Here is a 17,473-nt window from a genome sequence, read left to right as displayed (position 1 = left end):
AATCTTCGTCTCCTCCGCCGCACGACGGGCTCCGGTACCGCCGGAACCCGTTCGACCATGCGCTATTTCTTGTTCAGCGCCGCATCGCGCAGACGTATCTCCGTAATCACCTTTTTCGTGTACATCGGAAAATCGCCGTTCATCATCCACGAATAGTACCCCGGCTCCTCCCGGAAGACCTCCGCCACCGGACGCCCCCTGTACTTTCCGAAACCGAAGACCTCCACCCCGTCCTTATCATAAAGGATACGGCCGGCATAGTCCGCACAGCGGTTCTGCTCGGTAAATTTGGCCAGGAACTCCACGTCGTTTTCCAGTTCGGGATACCGGTCGAGCTGTGCCTTCAGCACCTCGTAGGTAGCCAGCGTATCGGCTTCGGCCGAATGGGCTCCCTCCAGCTCCCGGTCGCAGTAAAAACGGTAGGCGGCGACGAGCGTACGCTGTTCCATCTTGTGGAAGATGTTCTGCACGTCGATGAATCTCCGCTTTTTCAAATCCACATCCACTCCGGCACGCAGGAACTCTTCCGCCAACACCGGAATATCGAAACGGTTGGAGTTGTATCCCGCCAGGTCGCACCCCTCCATGTAGGCGGCGAGCGACTTGGCTATCTGCTCGAAACGGGGTTCGTCCTTCACGTCGTCATCGGCAATGCCGTGTATTGCGGTCGATTCCGGCGGTATGGGCATCCCCGGATTGATGCGCCGTGTCTTCACCTCCTTGCTACCGTCGGGCTGCACTTTCACCAGCGAAATCTCCACGATTCGGTCTTTGGCCGGGTCTACCCCCGTGGTCTCCAAATCGAGGAAAACTATCGGTCTCTTCAGTTTCAGTTCCATCGCCGCGCACCCTATGCGTTAATGAGCATGGGCATGAGTATCATCAGCGTATCGCTCGCCTGCACATCGTCGTAAATAGGCTTGAAAACACCCGAACGGGTCGAATCGGCCAGCTCGATAACAACGCTGGGAGTCTCGAGGTTAGAAAGTATCTCCACCAGAAAAGTCGATTTGAACCCTATCGTCACGGGCGTCCCCTCGTAGCTGCACGACAGACTCTCGTTGGCTGAATAGGAGAAATCGAGGTCCTGGGCCGTAAGGTTTATCCGGTTATCCCCGATATCGAACTTTATCAGGTTGGTCGCCTGGTTGGAGCAGACCGCCACGCGTTTGATGGCATTCAGCAGCTCCACCCTGTCCACGATGAGCCTGTTCGGATTGTTGGCCGGTATCACGCCGTTGTAATTCGGGTAATTGCCTTCGATGAGGCGGCACATAAGGGTACTGTTTTTCAGCGTGAACTTCACGTTTTTGGAATCGAACGCCACCTTTACCGCGTCGTCCTCCTTGAGCAGAATGGTACGCAGCAGGTTGGCCGGTTTCTTGGGCAGGATGAACGAAGCCTTCGGGCCGCCCTCGGTATCGACCGTATATTTCACCAGTTTGTGCGCATCGGTGGCGACGAAGATGTATTGCGACGGAGTGAGGTCGATGAAGATACCGTTCATCACGGGCCGAAGTTCGTCGTCGGCCGTGGCGAAGATGGTCCTGTTGATACCGCCCAAAAGCACGTCCACATCGAAAGTGAGCTCCTGCGCATCGTCGGCGAGAGGCTGGGCGGCCGGATAGCTCATGCCGGAGGTACCCGGCAACGCAATGGAGCCGGTCTTCCAGCTAATCTTTATCTCCCACTTCTCCTCGTCGGCCTCGAAGGTCAGCGGCTGTTCGGAGAACTCCTTGAGCGAGTCGATGAGGAGTTTCACCGGTGCGGCTATCACGCCCTCCGATTCGACGCTCTCGGGGATTATCGTGGAGGTAATGGTCGTTTCGAGGTCGGACGCGGTCACTTTCAGGCTGCCGTCCTTTACCTCGAACAGAAAATAATCGAGTATGGGAAGCGTATTCTTGCTGCTGATAACCTTCGATGCCGTCGAAAGGAACGACAGCAATGCGGAACTTGATATGACGAATTTCATGCTCTGTATATTTTATTGAACTGTTGTTTTCCCGATTAATTTTCAAAAATAGGCATTTTCATCGATTCCGCCAAACCGCCCCTCCGTACCGGCATAAAGAATGTAACAAAACATGATTCCGCTATACAAAACCAATGTAATTATACCTATCTTTAAGGCGCGGACGGGTCCATTCCGAATTTCCGTCCTGTCGAAATATGTACCATCACCATCTCAAACATATCGCCATGGCCGCTGCCGCCGTATCGCTGTCGGTCTCCTGCGTCAGGGACGACGGAGGAAACCACCCCGCAAGAGAGTATGTCCGGGTAGGCATGACCGTTCCCGCCTTCAGCGTTTCGGGAGAAGGGGGGCGGACTTTCGACTCTCCCGAAGGATTCGCCGGCCGGACGACGCTGCTGCTTTTCTTCGCCACCTGGTGTCCCGACTGCCAGGCGGAGCTGCCCGTAATCGACGCCGTATGGCAGACGGTAGCCGGCGAACCCGGCTATGACGTCGTAGCCATATCGCGCGGCGGCGCGGAAGGACGGTACGAACAGAGTCCCGATATCCTCTCCCGGTACTGGAAAGACCATGACCTTCGGATGCCGTGGTATCTCGACGGCGACCGTTCGGTCTTCGACCGCTTCGCCAGTGCCGGTATCCCCCGCGTCTATATCGTCAACGCGGAAGGCGTCGTGGTATGGCAATCGGCCGCTCCCGAGCTCGATGCGGCAGGTTACCTCGCTCTGCTCCGGCAATACCGGTAACACACGGCAGCGACAACCATGACCTATCCGGGGACGGACAAATGTGTCCGTCCCCGGATGCCGTATACCCCATCCCCTTTCCCACCCCACCGCCCCTTCTTCCGTTACCGGCTCCGGTCGGAAGGGCTTCCGGCAAAGATGCGCTCCGGTGAACCGGCCCCGTCCGTACCGCCTTCCCGCATCGTTCTTCCCTGCCTGCCAACCCGGCACGCAACATCTGCAAAAAACACATTTTCTTATTTTACCGACCTTCCTTTATGTTGAAAGTGCATTTTTTCTCAAATACATATATTATTGTTTTATCAATTTAATTTTACTTAATTGCAACCGCAATTTTAAAAACAATAGTATATATACAACAAATACATTTTTTTTCGCTGCACGGCAGGCCGACCGGTAGGCTTGCCCGCAGCAACACTTAAACAAACACCAACTATCTCTACGATGAAAAAACTATCCTTTTTCGCTGCAGCCGTGATTCTGCTGGCCGGCTGTACACAAGACCCAAAGAACGAGTATGTAAAGCTCAGCGACGCGGCATGCACTTTCCGGGCTGCCGACAACCTTCCGCAGACGGTCCGCGTCAATGCTTCGGGCTCCTGGACGGCGGAATCCGGCGCCTCGTGGCTGACCGTGGAACAGCAGGCGGACGCCCTCGTCCTCACGGTTGCCGACAACGACACCGACTACGACCGGAGTACCGAAATCCTCATCGCCTCCGGCCGCGCCGAGGCATCGATTAGCGTCAGTCAGCTGGCTGCCGACAGCAACATCGCCCGGCTCCGTGTCCTGAAAACCTTCTCCGGCGGTACGGTCATGTCCAAAAGCGGACGGTACGTCGGCGGCATCATATCGGAACTCCAGCCCGATGAGAGCTACTGTTACTACCCGGTCATCATCGACCTCCAAACCGACGAATGGACCAAGACCGGCCCCTTCCCGTCCGCTCTGTACATGCTTCTGAGACCCTATGCCATCTCCGACCAGGGGCTGTTTTTCTGCTTCAACGCCCAGGACGGCTCGAGCCCCGGCATCGACCTGCAGGGCAACGTCATCATGCCGAAACAGGTCGAGGGTTTCAAACTGAATCCCCACGTACAGGGCATCTCGGAAGACGGCCGCATCTGGGTCGGCTATAACCAGACGGGCGATTACGACAACAATAACCTCTTCCATCCGGTCAAATGGGTGGACGGCGTTCCGGAACTGCTGCCCATGCCGGAAGCCAGCCTGCGCGGAGTTCCTTTCATAAACGGCTGCATGGCCCGCGGCTGCTCCGCCGACGGTTCGGTCATCTACGGCTCCTCATGGGACAATCTGGATTTCGGCATGCTCTACTGGAAAGACGGCAAGGTCGACTGGGCAGGCAGCGATGTGCGCCGCATACATACGGAAATAAACCGCTACGGCGAGGAGGAGATATGCGTGGATGCCATGCGCTGCATGGCCGACCTGACGCAGATAAGCCCCAACGGCAAATGGATAGCGGGGGCATACCGCTATGAAATTATGGAAGACGGCAATTATCACATCGAAACCTATCCGGCCGTCTTCAATACGGAAACAGGCAAGACCGTCATCATCAAGGATTACGGCGAAAGGGTGGTTTCGCACATCACCAACGACGGCATCGTCTGCATCGCCAACAGCTCCTACCTGCCCAACAACGGTTTCATGTACGACGTAAACACCCAGACCAACCTCGGCAGCGTTCAGGAGTGGATACTCTCCACTTACGGCATCATCGCCCCGATGGGCTACATCCGCCACGTATCGCCTGACGGACAATACCTGATGGCACATACGATGGAAGACAGCGCTCTTCAACCGCGCGTAGTAGGATGGTATCTCGCACCGGCCCTGGAGAAATAACATATTCACCTTAAAACCCGAATCAGTATGAAAAAGTATCTTTGGCTGGCGCCGGTGATGCTGCTCGCCGCCGCCTGCAAACCCGAAACAGACAACACGGCATCGCTCTCCGCGACCCCGACCGAAATCGAGTTCGCCGCCACCGGAGGCGCAGCACAAACCATTGCGGTAACGGCCAAAAACGTTGCCTGGGACTACTCCGTACCCGAAAGCACCGGGGCATGGATAACCGCCGAGAAACGCGACGGCGGCCTGTCGGTCATGGCTGCGGACAATATGAGCAAGGACGGCCGTACCGGCCAGATAAGGATATTCGCCGAGAACAACGACAAAGTCCCGGCCATCAGCATCACGCTCCGTCAGGCGGGCAATGCGGATGCCCCCGACCTTTATCTGACCGTCGAACCCGCTTCCCTGACCTTCGAGGGCGAAGGTGCTGCCCCGCAGGAGGTGAAGGTCACACCGTCCGTCGAGACACTCGCGTGGAGCGCCGCCGCAGAGGACGACGCCGCAGCCTGGATTACCGTCGAGGAGGGGAACGGAACGTTCACCGTATCGGTACAGGACAACCCCGAAGAGAGCAGGCGTACCGGAAGGATTATCGTGACACCCTCCGAACCGTCCGCCGAAGCCAAAGCGGTCATCGTGGTGCAGGAGGGCAAAATCGTCCCGCCGTCGCTGACCGTCACCCCGACCGACCCGCTCGCATGGGAATACGACGACCTCAACCAGGCCTACCTCACCGTTACCGCCGTAAACTGCACGTGGACGGCCAAAGCCGTGGACGAAGAGGGAAAAGCCACCGACTGGATATCTCTCACGCCCGACAAAAACGACACGCAGCTCAACGTCCGCCCCGCTACGCGCAATACGACCGCCTCGTCCCGTTCCGGATACATCATCATCTCGGTCGATGCAGAAAGCGTGGATGAGGTGCGCATCGCGGCTTCCCAAACCGCCGCTCCGGACCATTTCTCGACCTTCAACAACGATATCGACCTCAATACGCTGGGTTTCTCCTGGGCCCGCTCGAACCTGAACCCGAGATACCCGGACGACCTGTTCCTCTATCCCTGGTCTTCCTGGGAAATCAACATCCTTTCGGACGGAGTCAATTTCAATCCCAATACCGGCAAATTCGACGGTACCGGTCATAAACTGTCGTTCAACATCATTACCGACCGCAAAGAACTGAACGACGAGATGAACTACGTCATTCCCGACGGTGACTACATCGTCGGACCGGCCAAACCTGCTCCCGAGGACCCCGACGACCTCGCTACAAGCGACCCGTTCACCATTCTTCAAGGTCGGAAGACCTCCAGTTTCTGGGCGCCTTACCAAGGCTTCTGGTACATGGCCCTGACAGACGGAGCGACGGACGGCGACATGGCCCCCATCATCACGGGTACGGTCACGATTACCAAACAGGCCGACGGCAATACCCTCTACCGTTTCGATTTCGACCTGACCGACGACATGAACAACCGGATAACGGGCACCTACGAGGGCTCGATAGGACTCTATGTAAACGGCGTGCAGATACCCGAATAACGGGACGGCGGGCCGCAAACATAGCGACAGGTTCTTGCAGGGGGAGCCGCAGCGCAATGCTGCGGTTCCCCCCACTTTCATTCTGCGACACCGTCCGTCCGCGCACCCCGCATTCGTAACGGAAGAAGCGTTCCGACCGCCGGACAACACGGGCTGGGCGGCCATGAATCATGGCCGCCCAGCTCATACACAAATGTCAAAATATTACTTCGCCCGGCTCATTTCGGCGAAATACCGATAGAAGAGCGCAATGGTCTCGATGCCGCGGTAGAAGTTGTCCAGCCCGTAACTCTCGTTGGGCGAATGAATCGCATCGCGGTCGAGACCGAAACCCATCAGGATGGACTTGGTGCCGAGTATGGATTCAAAACCGCTGATTATCGGGATGCTGCCACCCGAATAGAACGGCAGGGGTGTCTTTCCGAAAGTCTCCTCCATGGCCTTCTCGGCGGCATGGTAGGCCGGCAGGTCGGTAGGCGACACATAGGGCTGGCCGCCGTGCAGCGCCTTTACCTCCACGCGCACGCTCTCCGGAGCGATGCTGCGGAAATAGTTCTCGAAAAGCACCGCGATTTTCCGATAATCCTGATGCGGTACGAGCCTCATGGATATTTTCGCCGAAGCCTTCGAAGGGATGATGGTCTTCGTTCCCTCGTCGATGTAACCGCCCCAGATACCGTTCACGTCAAGCGAGGGACGCACCCCGGTACGCTCGGCAGTCGTATAGCCCTTCTCGCCCTGTACGGCCGGGATATCGATGGATTCCTTGTAGCGCTCCACGTCGAACGGGGCACTGTTGAGCGCACGCCGCTCCGCGTCGGACAGTTCGCGCACGTCATCGTAAAAACCGGGAATGGCGATGTGTCCGTCGGCATCGACGAGTTTCGCAATCATGTCGGCCAGCACGTTCGCCGGATTGGCCACCGCACCGCCGTAAAGTCCGGAGTGCAAGTCCTTGTCGGGGCCAGTCACCTCCACCTGCATGTAGCAGAGTCCGCGCAGGCCGCAGGTGATGGAGGGGGTATCCCATGCGATGAGACTCGTATCGGAAACGAGGATGATGTCGGCTTTCACCAGCTCCCTGTGTTCCTCGCACCATTTGTAAAGGCTTCCGGAGCCTATCTCCTCTTCCCCTTCGAGCATGAACTTCACATTGCACGGCAACTGCCCCGTAGCCACGAGCGCCTCGAACGCCTTGGCGTGCATGTAGAGCTGCCCCTTGTCGTCGTCGGCACCGCGGCCCCAGATGCGCCCTTCCTTCACGACAGGCTCGAAAGGCTCCGTCCGCCACTCGTCCACCGGGTCTTCGGGCATCACGTCATAGTGGCCGTACACGAGCACCGTCGGCAGCGACCGGTCGATGATTTTTTCCGCGAAGACCACCGGATTGCCCTCGGTAGGCATCACCTCGGCCCGGTCGGCGCCCGACTTGAGCAGCGCATCCCGCAGCCACTCCGCCGCACGCACCATATCCCCCTTATGAACGCTCTGGGCGCTGACCGAGGGTATCCGGAGCAGCTCGAACAGCTCCTCCAGGAACCGTTCCCTGTTCTCTTCGATATACTGTTTTACCATATTGTTATTTATTAATTAGTATTGATGAAACGTTCCTTACCGCACACTCCGCCGGCCCCCTCACCGGGCCCCGGCAAGCCGCTCTATCTCTCCGGCGAACCGAGCGGCGAGCCGCCGGGCCTCCTCCGGGTCGCGGCTCTCGCTGTAAATGCGGATGATGGGTTCGGTATTAGAACTCCGCATATGCACCCATCCCTCCGGGAAGTCGATTTTCACGCCGTCCGTATCGGTGATTCTCTCCCCGCTGTACGCATCTTTCATGCCGGAGAGTATCTTCGCCACATCCATCCCGGGCCGGAGCGTTATCTTGTCTTTCGCCATGTAATACTGCGGATAACCGCTGCGCAGCTCCGTCATACGTTTGCCGCTGCGGGCCAGCGAAGTCAACAGGAGCGCCACGCCCACAAGGGCATCGCGCCCGTAATGGAGCGCCGGATAGATGACGCCGCCGTTCCCTTCGCCTCCTATCACGGCACCGGTCTCCTTCATCTTGGCGACCACGTTCACCTCACCCACCGCCGAGGCGGCATAGTGTCCGCCATGGCGTTCGGTTACGTCCCGCAGCGCCCGCGTGGAGCTGAGGTTAGAAACCGTATCGCCCGGCGTCGCCGACAGTACGTAATCGGCCACGGCCACGAGCGTGTACTCCTCGCCGAACAGCTCGCCGTCCTCGCAGACGAAAGCCAACCGGTCCACATCGGGGTCCACCACGATACCCATATCCGAACCGTTGCGGCGCACCGCCTCCATAACCTGCGAAAGGTTTGCGGCAATGGGCTCGGGATTGTGGGCGAAATCTCCCGTAGGTTCGCAGTTGAGACGCTCCACCTCCACGCCCATACGTTCCAGCAGCCGGGGTATCACAATACCCCCCACGGAGTTCACGGCATCGACCGTCACCCGAAAGCCCCGTTTCCGGACAGCCTCCGCATCCACCAGCGGCAAAGCCAATACCCGGTCAATATGCTCGTCGCCGAACGAGGAGCGCTCTATCACGCAGCCGAGCGCATCGACATCCGGATAGGCGAAATCCGGCGCATCCGCGAGCCGCAGCACCTCGCGCCCGTCGGCATCGCTGAGGAACTCGCCCCGCGCGTTGAGCAGCTTGAGAGCGTTCCACTGCCGGGGATTGTGGCTCGCGGTGATGATGATGCCGCCGTCGGCCGCCTTGGCCGTTACGGCCATCTCCACTCCCGGCGTCGTGCAGAGTCCGAGGTCTATCACATCCACCCCGCACCCCATAAGGGTACCCTCCACAAGGCTGTAAACCATCTCGCCCGAAAGACGGGCATCGCGTCCCACAGCGACCACCGGCCGCCTGCCGGAGACCTGCCGCAACAGCCACCGTGAGTATCCGACAGTAAACCGGACGATATCCGAAGGCGTCAGGTTGTCGCCCGCCTCTCCGCCGACCGTTCCCCTTATACCTGAAATCGATTTTATAAGAGTCATGATTCGTTTCTTCCTATTTGATTTTCATAATTCCACGAAAATAACTATTTTTAGCTCAACTAAAAAATAAACCCTGTCTTTTATGAGAACAATTCCCCCTTCCGAACTGCTGGTAAACGACGACGGCTCCGTGTACCATCTCCATTTACGGCCTGAAGACCTGGCCGATACGGTCATCCTCGTAGGCGACCCCGGCCGGGTGGCCATGGTGGCCGCCCATTTCGACACACGCGACAAAGAGGTCTCCAACCGCGAATTCCACACCATAACGGGAACCTGCAAAGGCAAACGACTGACCGTGATATCCACCGGCATCGGGACCGACAACATCGATATCGTCATGACCGAACTCGACGCGTTGGCCAACATAGACTTCAAAACGCGGCACATCCACAACACGCTGAAAAGGCTCACCCTCCTCCGCCTGGGAACATCCGGCGGACTGCAGCCCGACCTGCCCATCGGGACGCTCGTCTTTTCACGCACCTCCATCGGTCTGGACGGCCTGCTGAACTTCTACAAGGGACGCAGCGAGGTATGCAACCACGACATGGAACGGCGTTTCGTGCAGGAAACGGGCTGGGACGACCGGCTGGCAGCGCCCTATGCGGTCGATGCCGACCGGGAACTTTTCGACCTGTTCAGAAACGACACGACGGAGGGAATCACCCTATCCGCCCCCGGCTTCTACGCTCCGCAGGGACGCTGGATACGGCTCGAACCGGCCGACACCGACCTGTTCAACCGGATAATCTCCTTCACTTACGAAGGCCGCCGCGTAACCAACTGCGAAATGGAGAGTTCCGGCATTGCCGGCATGGCTGCAATGATGGGCCATCGGGCTGGCACCATCTGCACCATCATCGCACAGCGTACCTCCTATCAGTCCGATACCGACTATGCGCCTTACATCGAACACATGATACGGCTCGCGCTCGACCGGCTCGTTTCGCTTTAAAACGTCTGCCGGCGTCGTATCGCAAACCGAAAGAGGAGAAGATGCAGCCGAAACGGTCTGCGGGAAAGCGGCCGCCGTGCCCTTCCGACGACAGACCGAGACAACGACATGACAGACCGCACGGGCGCACGAACTTGTTTCGTGCGCCCGTGCGGTCTGTCGTTCGCCTTCGCCGGTCAGAACTCCGACGTAAAATAGAACCGAATGTCGGGAAACTTCTCCTGCGCGAGCTGGAGCGCATAGCTCGTATCAGCCAGATAGACATTGCGGCCGTGCTTGTCCACCGCCATGTTGGTATGTTTCCGTTTCATGAAATCGGCCAACTGCTCCGCATTGTCGGACTCTATCCAGCATGCCTTGTATATCTGAATAGGTTCGTAACGGCACAGCGCGTTGTACTCGTGCTCCAGCCGATACTGAATGACCTCGAACTGCAAAGCACCCACCGTTCCAATAATCTTGCGCCCGTTCAGCCGGCTCGTGAAGAGCTGCGCCACCCCTTCGTCCATAAGCTGGTCGATACCCTTGGCAAGCTGCTTGAACTTCTGCGGGTCGGCATTCTCAATGTAACGGAACAGCTCCGGCGAAAAGGAAGGAATGCCGGTGAACTTCAGATTCTCCCCTTCCGTGAAGGTATCTCCTATCTTGAAATTACCCGTATCGTGCAATCCCACGATATCGCCCGGATAGGCGAAATCGACGATGGATTTCTTTTCGGCCATGAAAGCATTGGGCGAAGAGAATTTCATCTGCTTGCCGCTGCGTACATGGAAGTAATTCCTGTTGCGCTCGAACGTCCCGGAACATATCTTCAGGAAAGCGATACGGTCGCGGTGGTTCGGGTCCATGTTGGCGTGTATCTTGAACACGAAACCGGTCATCTTGGGCTCGGTCGGCTCCACCGTTCGCGTCTCGGTAGGCGAAGGACGCGGCGAAGGAGCTATCTCGATGAAGGTTTCGAGCAACTCCTTCACCCCGAAGTTGTTGATGGCACTCCCGAAAAAGACCGGTGCGAGTTCGCCGGCCAGATAGAGTTCCCGTTCGAAAGGTTCATACACCCCCTCCACCAGCGACAGGTCGTCGCGCAGTTTCCGGGTATAGGGCCGGATATACTCGTCGAGCTGCGGACTGTCGAGCGAAAGCTTGACAGCCTCAGACACAGTCTGCCGGTCATTGGAGGTGAATGCCGAGAAGCTGCCATCGTATATGTTGTAAACCCCCTTGAAAGCGGGGCCGCTGCTCACGGGAAAGGAGAGCGGACGGACGGCGATTTTGAGTTCCGTCTCTATCTCGTCCAGCAGGTCGAACGGGTCGCGGCACGGCCTGTCGAGCTTGTTCACGAAGACCATCACCGGCGTCTTGCGCATGCGGCATACGTTCATCAGTTTGCGCGTCTGCGTCTCCACGCCCTTCGCACCGTCGATGACGATGATGACACTGTCTACGGCCGTCAGGGTTCGGTAGGTATCCTCCGCGAAGTCTTCGTGCCCCGGCGTATCGAGGATGTTCACCTTGATGCCTCCGTACTCGAATCCCATGACCGAGGTAGCCACCGAGATGCCCCTCTGGCGTTCGATTTCCATGAAGTCCGAAGTGGCCGTCTTGCGTATCTTGTTGCTCTTGACCGCGCCGGCGACATGTATCGCCCCTCCGAAAAGGAGCAGTTTCTCGGTCAGCGTGGTCTTTCCGGCGTCAGGATGGCTGATGATGGCGAACGTCCTGCGCCTGAGTATCTCTTCCTTCAATCCCATGAATCCTGTCTTGCAGTTCGTATCTTAAAACTCGGAGGAGCTTTTACGCAGGGCCGCCTCGACGGGCTGCTCTATCGGATAGTCCAGCGAATAGTGCAGTCCGATGCTCCGCTTCATGGCCTGCGCCTGCTTGATGATGAGGTAGCCCACGTCTATCATGTTCCTCAGTTCGCACAGCTCCTTGGTAGGCGTCGATTTGAGGTAGAGCTCCTCGTTCTCCTTGAATATGATTTCCAGCCTGCGCAACGCACGCTCCAGCCGGAGGTTGGAACGGACGATGCCCACGTAATTACTCATTATCTGCTGCATCTCCTTCGCGTTCTGGGTAATGAGCACCATCTCCTCGGTCGCCGTCGTTCCGTCGGCATTCCATGCCGGGATACCCTTCTGCAGGCCGTATTCGTGCAGATGGGCGGCACTGTGCCGCGCCGCCTGGTCGGCATAGACCACCGCCTCCGTCAGCGAATTGGAGGCGAGGCGATTGGCGCCGTGAAGCCCCGTACACGAAGTTTCGCCCAACGCATAGAGCCGCCTGATGGAGGTCTCCCCGTTCAGGTCCACCTTCACCCCGCCGCAGCAGTAGTGCGCCGCCGGGGCCACCGGTATCATCTCCTTGGTGATGTCGATACCGATGGAAAGGCATTTCCGGTAAATATTCGGGAAATGGCTGACGGTCTCCTTCGGGTCGCGGTGCGTGATGTCCAGAAAGACATAGTCGTCGCCTCGCACCTTCATCTCGTTGTCGATACTGCGGGCCACCACGTCGCGCGGAGCGAGCGACCCCATCGGATGGTATTTCTGCATGAACTCCTTGCCGTCCTGCGTCTTGAGGATAGCCCCGAAACCCCGCAGCGCCTCGGAGATGAGGAACGAGGGGCGTTCGCCGGGATTGTACAGGGCCGTGGGGTGGAACTGGATGAACTCCATGTTTTCAATCACGGCCTTGGCCCGGTGCGCCATGGCGATGCCGTCGCCCGTCGCCACCCCCGGATTGGTCGTCACGTTATAGACATTCCCCACGCCGCCGGTGGCGATGACCGTCACCCTGGAAAGAATGGTCTTGATACGCCCTCTCTTCAGGTCCATCACGTAGGCACCGTAACACTCGATACCTTCCGTATGCCGCGTCACGAGCTGCCCCAGATGGTGCTGCGTGAGCAAATCTATGGCGAAATGATATTCGAGCACTTCGATGTTGCGGTGGCTCTTGACCTGCGAGATGAGCGTCCGTTCGATTTCGGCCCCCGTCTCGTCCTTGTGATGCAGAATACGGTACTCCGAATGCCCCCCTTCGCGGGCGAGCTCGTATCTCCCCTCCCGGGTTTTGTCGAACCGCGTCCCCCACTGCACGAGGTCCTTCATCAGCTGCGGAGCGCGCGTCACGACCAGCTCCACCGCCTGCATGTCGCAGATACCCCCGCCGCACACCATCGTATCGTCTATGTGCTTCTGGAACGTGTCCGGCTCGTAGGTCACGCAGCAGATGCCCCCTTGCGCATAGTTCGTATTGCATTCGTTCATCTCCCCTTTGGTGACGACAATCACATGGGAGTGCTCCGCCGCCTTCAGGGCGAAGCTCAGGCCGGCAGCACCGCTGCCTATCACCAGATAATCCGTTTCGAGGTTCATCGCATGCCTAAATTTTACGTCGTCAATCCCTACTGTGAAACGATTAACGGCAAACAGCGGGGCAAAATTACAAAATTGCCGACAATAATAGCGCCGCACCCGTCATAACCTTCCCCGAAAAAGCCCCTTCCGACCCCTGTGACGGAACGGTTCCGGCCGGAAAGCTCCCGACAGCGCTCGCCGGATACGCCCCAGCCAGGAGATGCCCGGTCAATCGGCAAAGGCCGCTATGCCTCCCGACGGCAGACCACGACCGCCCACCCTTCGCGAACACGCATCCCCTCGGGACGAAGACCGAGCCCGACGGCACGCTCCCCGATGGCCTCTACGTCGCGTTCGAGAATACCGCTCATGATGAGTTCGCCCCCCTCCCGGAGCGCCTGTGCGTAACGCGGCATGTCGGCGAGCAGGATGTTGCGGTTGATATTGGCCAGGATGAAATCGTAACGTTTTCCCGCGATGGCGGACACATCCCCCAGCAGGGGCGTGACACGCCCTTGCACACCGTTTTCCGCAATGTTCTCCCGGCTGTTCTCATAGGCCCAGTCGTCTATGTCCACCGCATCGACGTGCACGGCCCCGCGCTTTGCGGCCACGATGGCGAGCACGCCCGTACCGCTTCCCATATCGAGACCGGAAAGCCCCGACAGGTCACGCTTCATCAGTTCGGCCGTCATGAGCCACGTCGTGGCATGGTGCCCCGTACCGAAAGACATCTTGGGCATGATGACGATATCCAGTCCCTGTACGGGCGCGGGCGAAAAGGGGGCGCGGATGGTACAGACACCGTCCACCTCCACCGGTTCGAAATTGGACTCCCAGAGAGCGTTCCAGTTCTGCGTCTCTATCTCGATATAGGCCGCACCCGTTATTCCGAGACCGGCCAGCATCCTGTCCGTCTCCTCCTTGCACCCGTAGAGCGCCTCCTTCGGAATATAAGCTTTCAGTACACCGGCCTCTTCGGCGAAACTCTCGAAGGGAAAATCGGCCAGCATGGCCGTAACTATCTCTGCCTGCCCGGCATCCGCCACGGGCACGTTCAACTCGACATAATCCATACCGCATGAAGAATCATAAAGTCCGAAACAGTTCGTAACTTAGCGCCAAAGATAACCATTTTACGCCAATACCGCATCCGCCCGGAGAGCCACTCTCGGCGGAGCGTTCCCGAACGACAAGAATACGCAGGATGACACGGGCAGAGAAGGAGTGGGAAGTCTATTCCGGCAAATACAGAACATACATCAAGACGGAAAGGGGGCTGGCCGCCAATACGGTAGAGGCCTATATGCGCGACCTGCGCCGCTTCCGCCGCTTCGTCACGGAACGTTACCGGCTCTCCCCTCTCGAGGTGGAAACCCCGGTGGTGGAGGAGTTCTTGAACTCGCTCTTCGAGGCGGGAGCCGAAAAGAGTACCCAAAACCGGACACTGAGCGGCGTAAGCAGCTTCTACGACTTCCTGCTGCGCACGGACGTGCTGGAAAAGTCGCCTGCCGAATTCGTCGAACGTCCCAAATCCGGCCACTACCTACCCGACACGCTGAGTATCGAAGAGATAGATGCCATCCTCGATGCGATAGACGTATCGACCGCCCACGGTTACCGCAACCGGACGATGATAGAGATGCTTTACAGTTGCGGACTACGCGTATCGGAACTCACGTCGCTGCACATCTCCGACCTTTTTTTCGACGAAGGTTTCATCCGCGTGCTCGGCAAGGGGAGCAAACAGCGCCTCGTCCCGGTCAGCGACCGCTGCCGCATGCAGGTGGAGACCTACCTGCGCGAATACCGCGGAATACCGGGCGATGAAAAATCCTCCGATACGCTTTTCCTCAACCGCCACGGCCGGAAGCTGTCGCGCATCATGGTGTTCAACGCCATCAAGGCGGCCGCAGCGGCCGCCGGAATCGACAAGGAGGTGAGTCCGCACACCTTCCGCCACAGTTTCGCCACCCACCTGCTCGCGGGCGGGGCCAACATCCGCCAGGTACAGGAACTGCTCGGCCACGAATCCATCACGACCACGGAGATATACACCCACCTCGACACGGGTCGCCTGCACGCCGCACTGAACGAACACCACCCGCTGGGCAAACGCTACCGGGAACGGTAACCTCCGTACCCCGACAAAAAACACCCGACCGCATCGTCTGCGGTCTCCCTCCCGAGTGTCCGCCACCGTCCGTTCGCTGCAAAATTTTCAACACGGGCATGGGCTTATCCGAAAAATATTTCCGATATTCGCATACGAAAACAATGTACGATGCGTTGATTTGTCGTTTTCAAAATTACAGCAGCCGCAAAACACCGAGAGAACATACAGGAGGGCCAGCAGCCGGAACCGGAACCGAACCGGTTTCCGGGTTTTCGTTTACGGATACCACAGAAAACCGAAGTGACCGGTTCCTCTCTCCGCACCGCCGCCAGGCGGATGCACGGTCTGCTTCGCATCCGAATCAACATCCTGCATACCGTACTGAAAGAGTGACGAGGCCTCCGGCCTGCGGCACCGGCCCGTCACACACTCTTCCCCGCCGCACCGAACAGAAACAACGACCGTATCATTCATTTTCAAATCAACTATGGAAATCGTTATCATCCTGCTGCTGATTGTTCTGAACGGCATCCTTTCGATGTCCGAGATAGCATTGGTATCGGCGCGCAGGTCGAGGCTGGAGACGGAAGCCCGCAGCGGCAGCAAGCCCGCCCGCGCAGCTCTCGCACTCTCCGGCGAACCGGACAGGTTCCTGTCCACCGTACAAATCGGCATCACGCTCATCGGCATTCTGACCGGTCTCTATTCGGGCGAAGCTTTCGCCGCCGACTTCGCGGTCGTCATCGCACGCGCGGAGATGTTGGCCCCATACGCTTACGGCATCGCCAAAACGGTTATCGTCATCGCCGTCACCTACCTGACGCTCATCTTCGGGGAGCTCGTCCCGAAACGCATCGGCATGGCCATGGCGGAAAAAGTATCGAAAGCCGTGGCAAGGCCCATGAAGGCGCTGTCGCTTGTGGCCGCGCCGCTGGTATGGTTGCTTTCCAAGAGCACGGCACTGGTGACCAAAGCAATAGGGCTCAAAGAGAGCGAAAACAAAGTGACGGAGGAGGAGATTAAGGCCATCGTCCGCGAAGGCATGGACACGGGCGAGGTCCAGGCCGTCGAGCACGACATCGTGGAGCGCGTCTTCAGCCTCGGCGACCGGGACGTTGACTCCATCATGACACACCGCAGCGAACTGGTGTGGCTCGACACGAACGACTCCGCCGAAGAGATACTGCGCAAGGTATGCGCCGACATGCACGACGTCTATCCCGTCTCCGACGGCCGGCCGGACGAACTGGCCGGCGCGGCACACATGAAAGACCTCTTCGGTAACATTCACCGGCCGGATTTCCGTCTGTCCTCCATTCTGAAACCGGCCAACTGTCTTCCCGAGAACCAGAGCGTCTATGAAGCGCTCGAAGAGTTCAAGCGTACCAATTCGGCCTACGGCTTCATCATCGACGAATTCGGCGACGTGCTGGGCATCGTGACACTCCGCGACATGATGGAGGCCCTCGTGGGCGAGGTACCGGATGAAGACGAGGAGGCGGAGATGGTACGGCGCGAGGACGGAAGCTGGCTGGTAGACGGACAGTGCTCGTTCTACAACTTTCTCGAACAGTTCGACCGCGAAGAGCTCTACCGCGACAACGAATACAACACCCTGAGCGGACTCCTCCTCGACGAGCTGAAACACATCCCCTCCACCGGCGAAACACTCTCCTGGAACGGTTTCCGTTTCGAAATAGTCGACATGGACGGTGCACGCATCGACAAGGTGCTCGTGCACTATGCCGCCCCCGCACCGGACGGTACCCTGTCATAAAACTCCTCCCCGCTCACAGCGGATGCGGTACGGAGGGACAAAAAAATTACGGCGGGAAAATTGCCCGCCGTAACCGTTCCGTC

The 17,473-nt window shown here is 58.3% G+C and carries 13 protein-coding genes; 6 read left to right on the top strand and 7 right to left on the bottom strand.

The genetic code is table 11. The features are described 5' to 3' along the window. Positions 1–62: 62 nt before the first annotated feature. Complete coding sequence (locus tag BQ5361_RS02800) at positions 63–839, bottom strand: 3'-5' exonuclease (RefSeq protein WP_022063141.1); 777 nt, start codon at positions 837–839, stop codon at positions 63–65. Between the two features lie 11 nt (positions 840–850). Then, a complete protein-coding gene (gene dnaN, locus BQ5361_RS02795) occupies positions 851–1,975 on the bottom strand; it encodes a DNA polymerase III subunit beta (protein WP_022063140.1) in 1,125 nt (374 codons plus the stop codon). Positions 1,976–2,172: 197 nt separating this feature from the next. On the opposite strand from dnaN, the gene BQ5361_RS02790 reads away from it, so the two are divergent. The 3 genes from BQ5361_RS02790 to BQ5361_RS02780 all read left to right on the top strand — a co-directional run bounded on the left by BQ5361_RS02790 (position 2,173) and on the right by BQ5361_RS02780 (position 6,150). Further along, complete coding sequence (locus BQ5361_RS02790; protein ID WP_035471807.1) at positions 2,173–2,724, top strand: TlpA family protein disulfide reductase; 552 nt, start codon at positions 2,173–2,175, stop codon at positions 2,722–2,724. Between the two features lie 444 nt (positions 2,725–3,168). Further along, positions 3,169–4,596 (top strand): BACON domain-containing protein, encoded by a 1,428-nt coding sequence (locus BQ5361_RS02785; RefSeq protein WP_035471804.1) that lies wholly within the window; start codon positions 3,169–3,171, stop codon positions 4,594–4,596. Between the two features lie 27 nt (positions 4,597–4,623). Beyond that, positions 4,624–6,150 carry a BACON domain-containing protein gene (locus tag BQ5361_RS02780; protein ID WP_035471802.1) on the top strand — a complete coding sequence of 509 codons (1,527 nt, stop codon included), beginning with the start codon at positions 4,624–4,626 and terminating at the stop codon, positions 6,148–6,150. A gap of 204 nt (positions 6,151–6,354) precedes the next feature. Here the strand turns inward: BQ5361_RS02780 and BQ5361_RS02775 are convergent, their stop codons facing one another. Together BQ5361_RS02775 and glmM are read right to left on the bottom strand one after the other, a co-directional pair. Next, complete coding sequence (locus BQ5361_RS02775) at positions 6,355–7,725, bottom strand: dipeptidase (RefSeq protein ID WP_071424909.1); 1,371 nt, start codon at positions 7,723–7,725, stop codon at positions 6,355–6,357. 60 nt (positions 7,726–7,785) lie between these two features. Next, positions 7,786–9,177, bottom strand: a complete 1,392-nt coding sequence (glmM, locus tag BQ5361_RS02770) for a phosphoglucosamine mutase (protein ID WP_022063135.1) — start codon at positions 9,175–9,177, stop codon at positions 7,786–7,788. Positions 9,178–9,259: 82 nt separating this feature from the next. Between glmM and BQ5361_RS02765 the strand changes: the two genes are divergently transcribed. Beyond that, positions 9,260–10,135, top strand: a complete 876-nt coding sequence (locus tag BQ5361_RS02765) for a nucleoside phosphorylase (protein ID WP_022063134.1) — start codon at positions 9,260–9,262, stop codon at positions 10,133–10,135. 176 nt (positions 10,136–10,311) lie between these two features. On the opposite strand, the gene BQ5361_RS02760 is transcribed toward BQ5361_RS02765, so the two are convergent. From BQ5361_RS02760 to prmA, 3 genes are all read right to left on the bottom strand, one after another. Beyond that, a complete protein-coding gene (locus tag BQ5361_RS02760) occupies positions 10,312–11,886 on the bottom strand; it encodes a peptide chain release factor 3 (RefSeq protein ID WP_022063133.1) in 1,575 nt (524 codons plus the stop codon). Positions 11,887–11,910: 24 nt separating this feature from the next. Continuing rightward, positions 11,911–13,515: an L-aspartate oxidase gene (nadB, locus tag BQ5361_RS02755; RefSeq protein ID WP_022063132.1), complete on the bottom strand. Its 1,605-nt coding sequence runs from the start codon at positions 13,513–13,515 to the stop codon at positions 11,911–11,913. Positions 13,516–13,742: 227 nt separating this feature from the next. Then, positions 13,743–14,573, bottom strand: a complete 831-nt coding sequence (gene prmA, locus BQ5361_RS02750) for a 50S ribosomal protein L11 methyltransferase (protein ID WP_022063131.1) — start codon at positions 14,571–14,573, stop codon at positions 13,743–13,745. Positions 14,574–14,704: 131 nt separating this feature from the next. On the opposite strand from prmA, the gene xerD reads away from it, so the two are divergent. Together xerD and BQ5361_RS02740 are read left to right on the top strand one after the other, a co-directional pair. Continuing rightward, positions 14,705–15,631 carry a site-specific tyrosine recombinase XerD gene (gene xerD, locus BQ5361_RS02745; protein ID WP_035471792.1) on the top strand — a complete coding sequence of 309 codons (927 nt, stop codon included), beginning with the start codon at positions 14,705–14,707 and terminating at the stop codon, positions 15,629–15,631. Between the two features lie 469 nt (positions 15,632–16,100). Further along, positions 16,101–17,390, top strand: a complete 1,290-nt coding sequence (locus BQ5361_RS02740) for a hemolysin family protein (RefSeq protein ID WP_035471789.1) — start codon at positions 16,101–16,103, stop codon at positions 17,388–17,390. The last annotated feature ends 83 nt before the right edge of the window (positions 17,391–17,473 follow it).

Origin of the sequence: Tidjanibacter massiliensis (assembly GCF_900104605.1) — a bacterium.
In the GTDB taxonomy this organism is placed as follows: Bacteria; Bacteroidota; Bacteroidia; order Bacteroidales; family Rikenellaceae; genus Tidjanibacter; species Tidjanibacter inops.
This window is presented reverse-complemented; position numbering and strand designations above follow the sequence as displayed.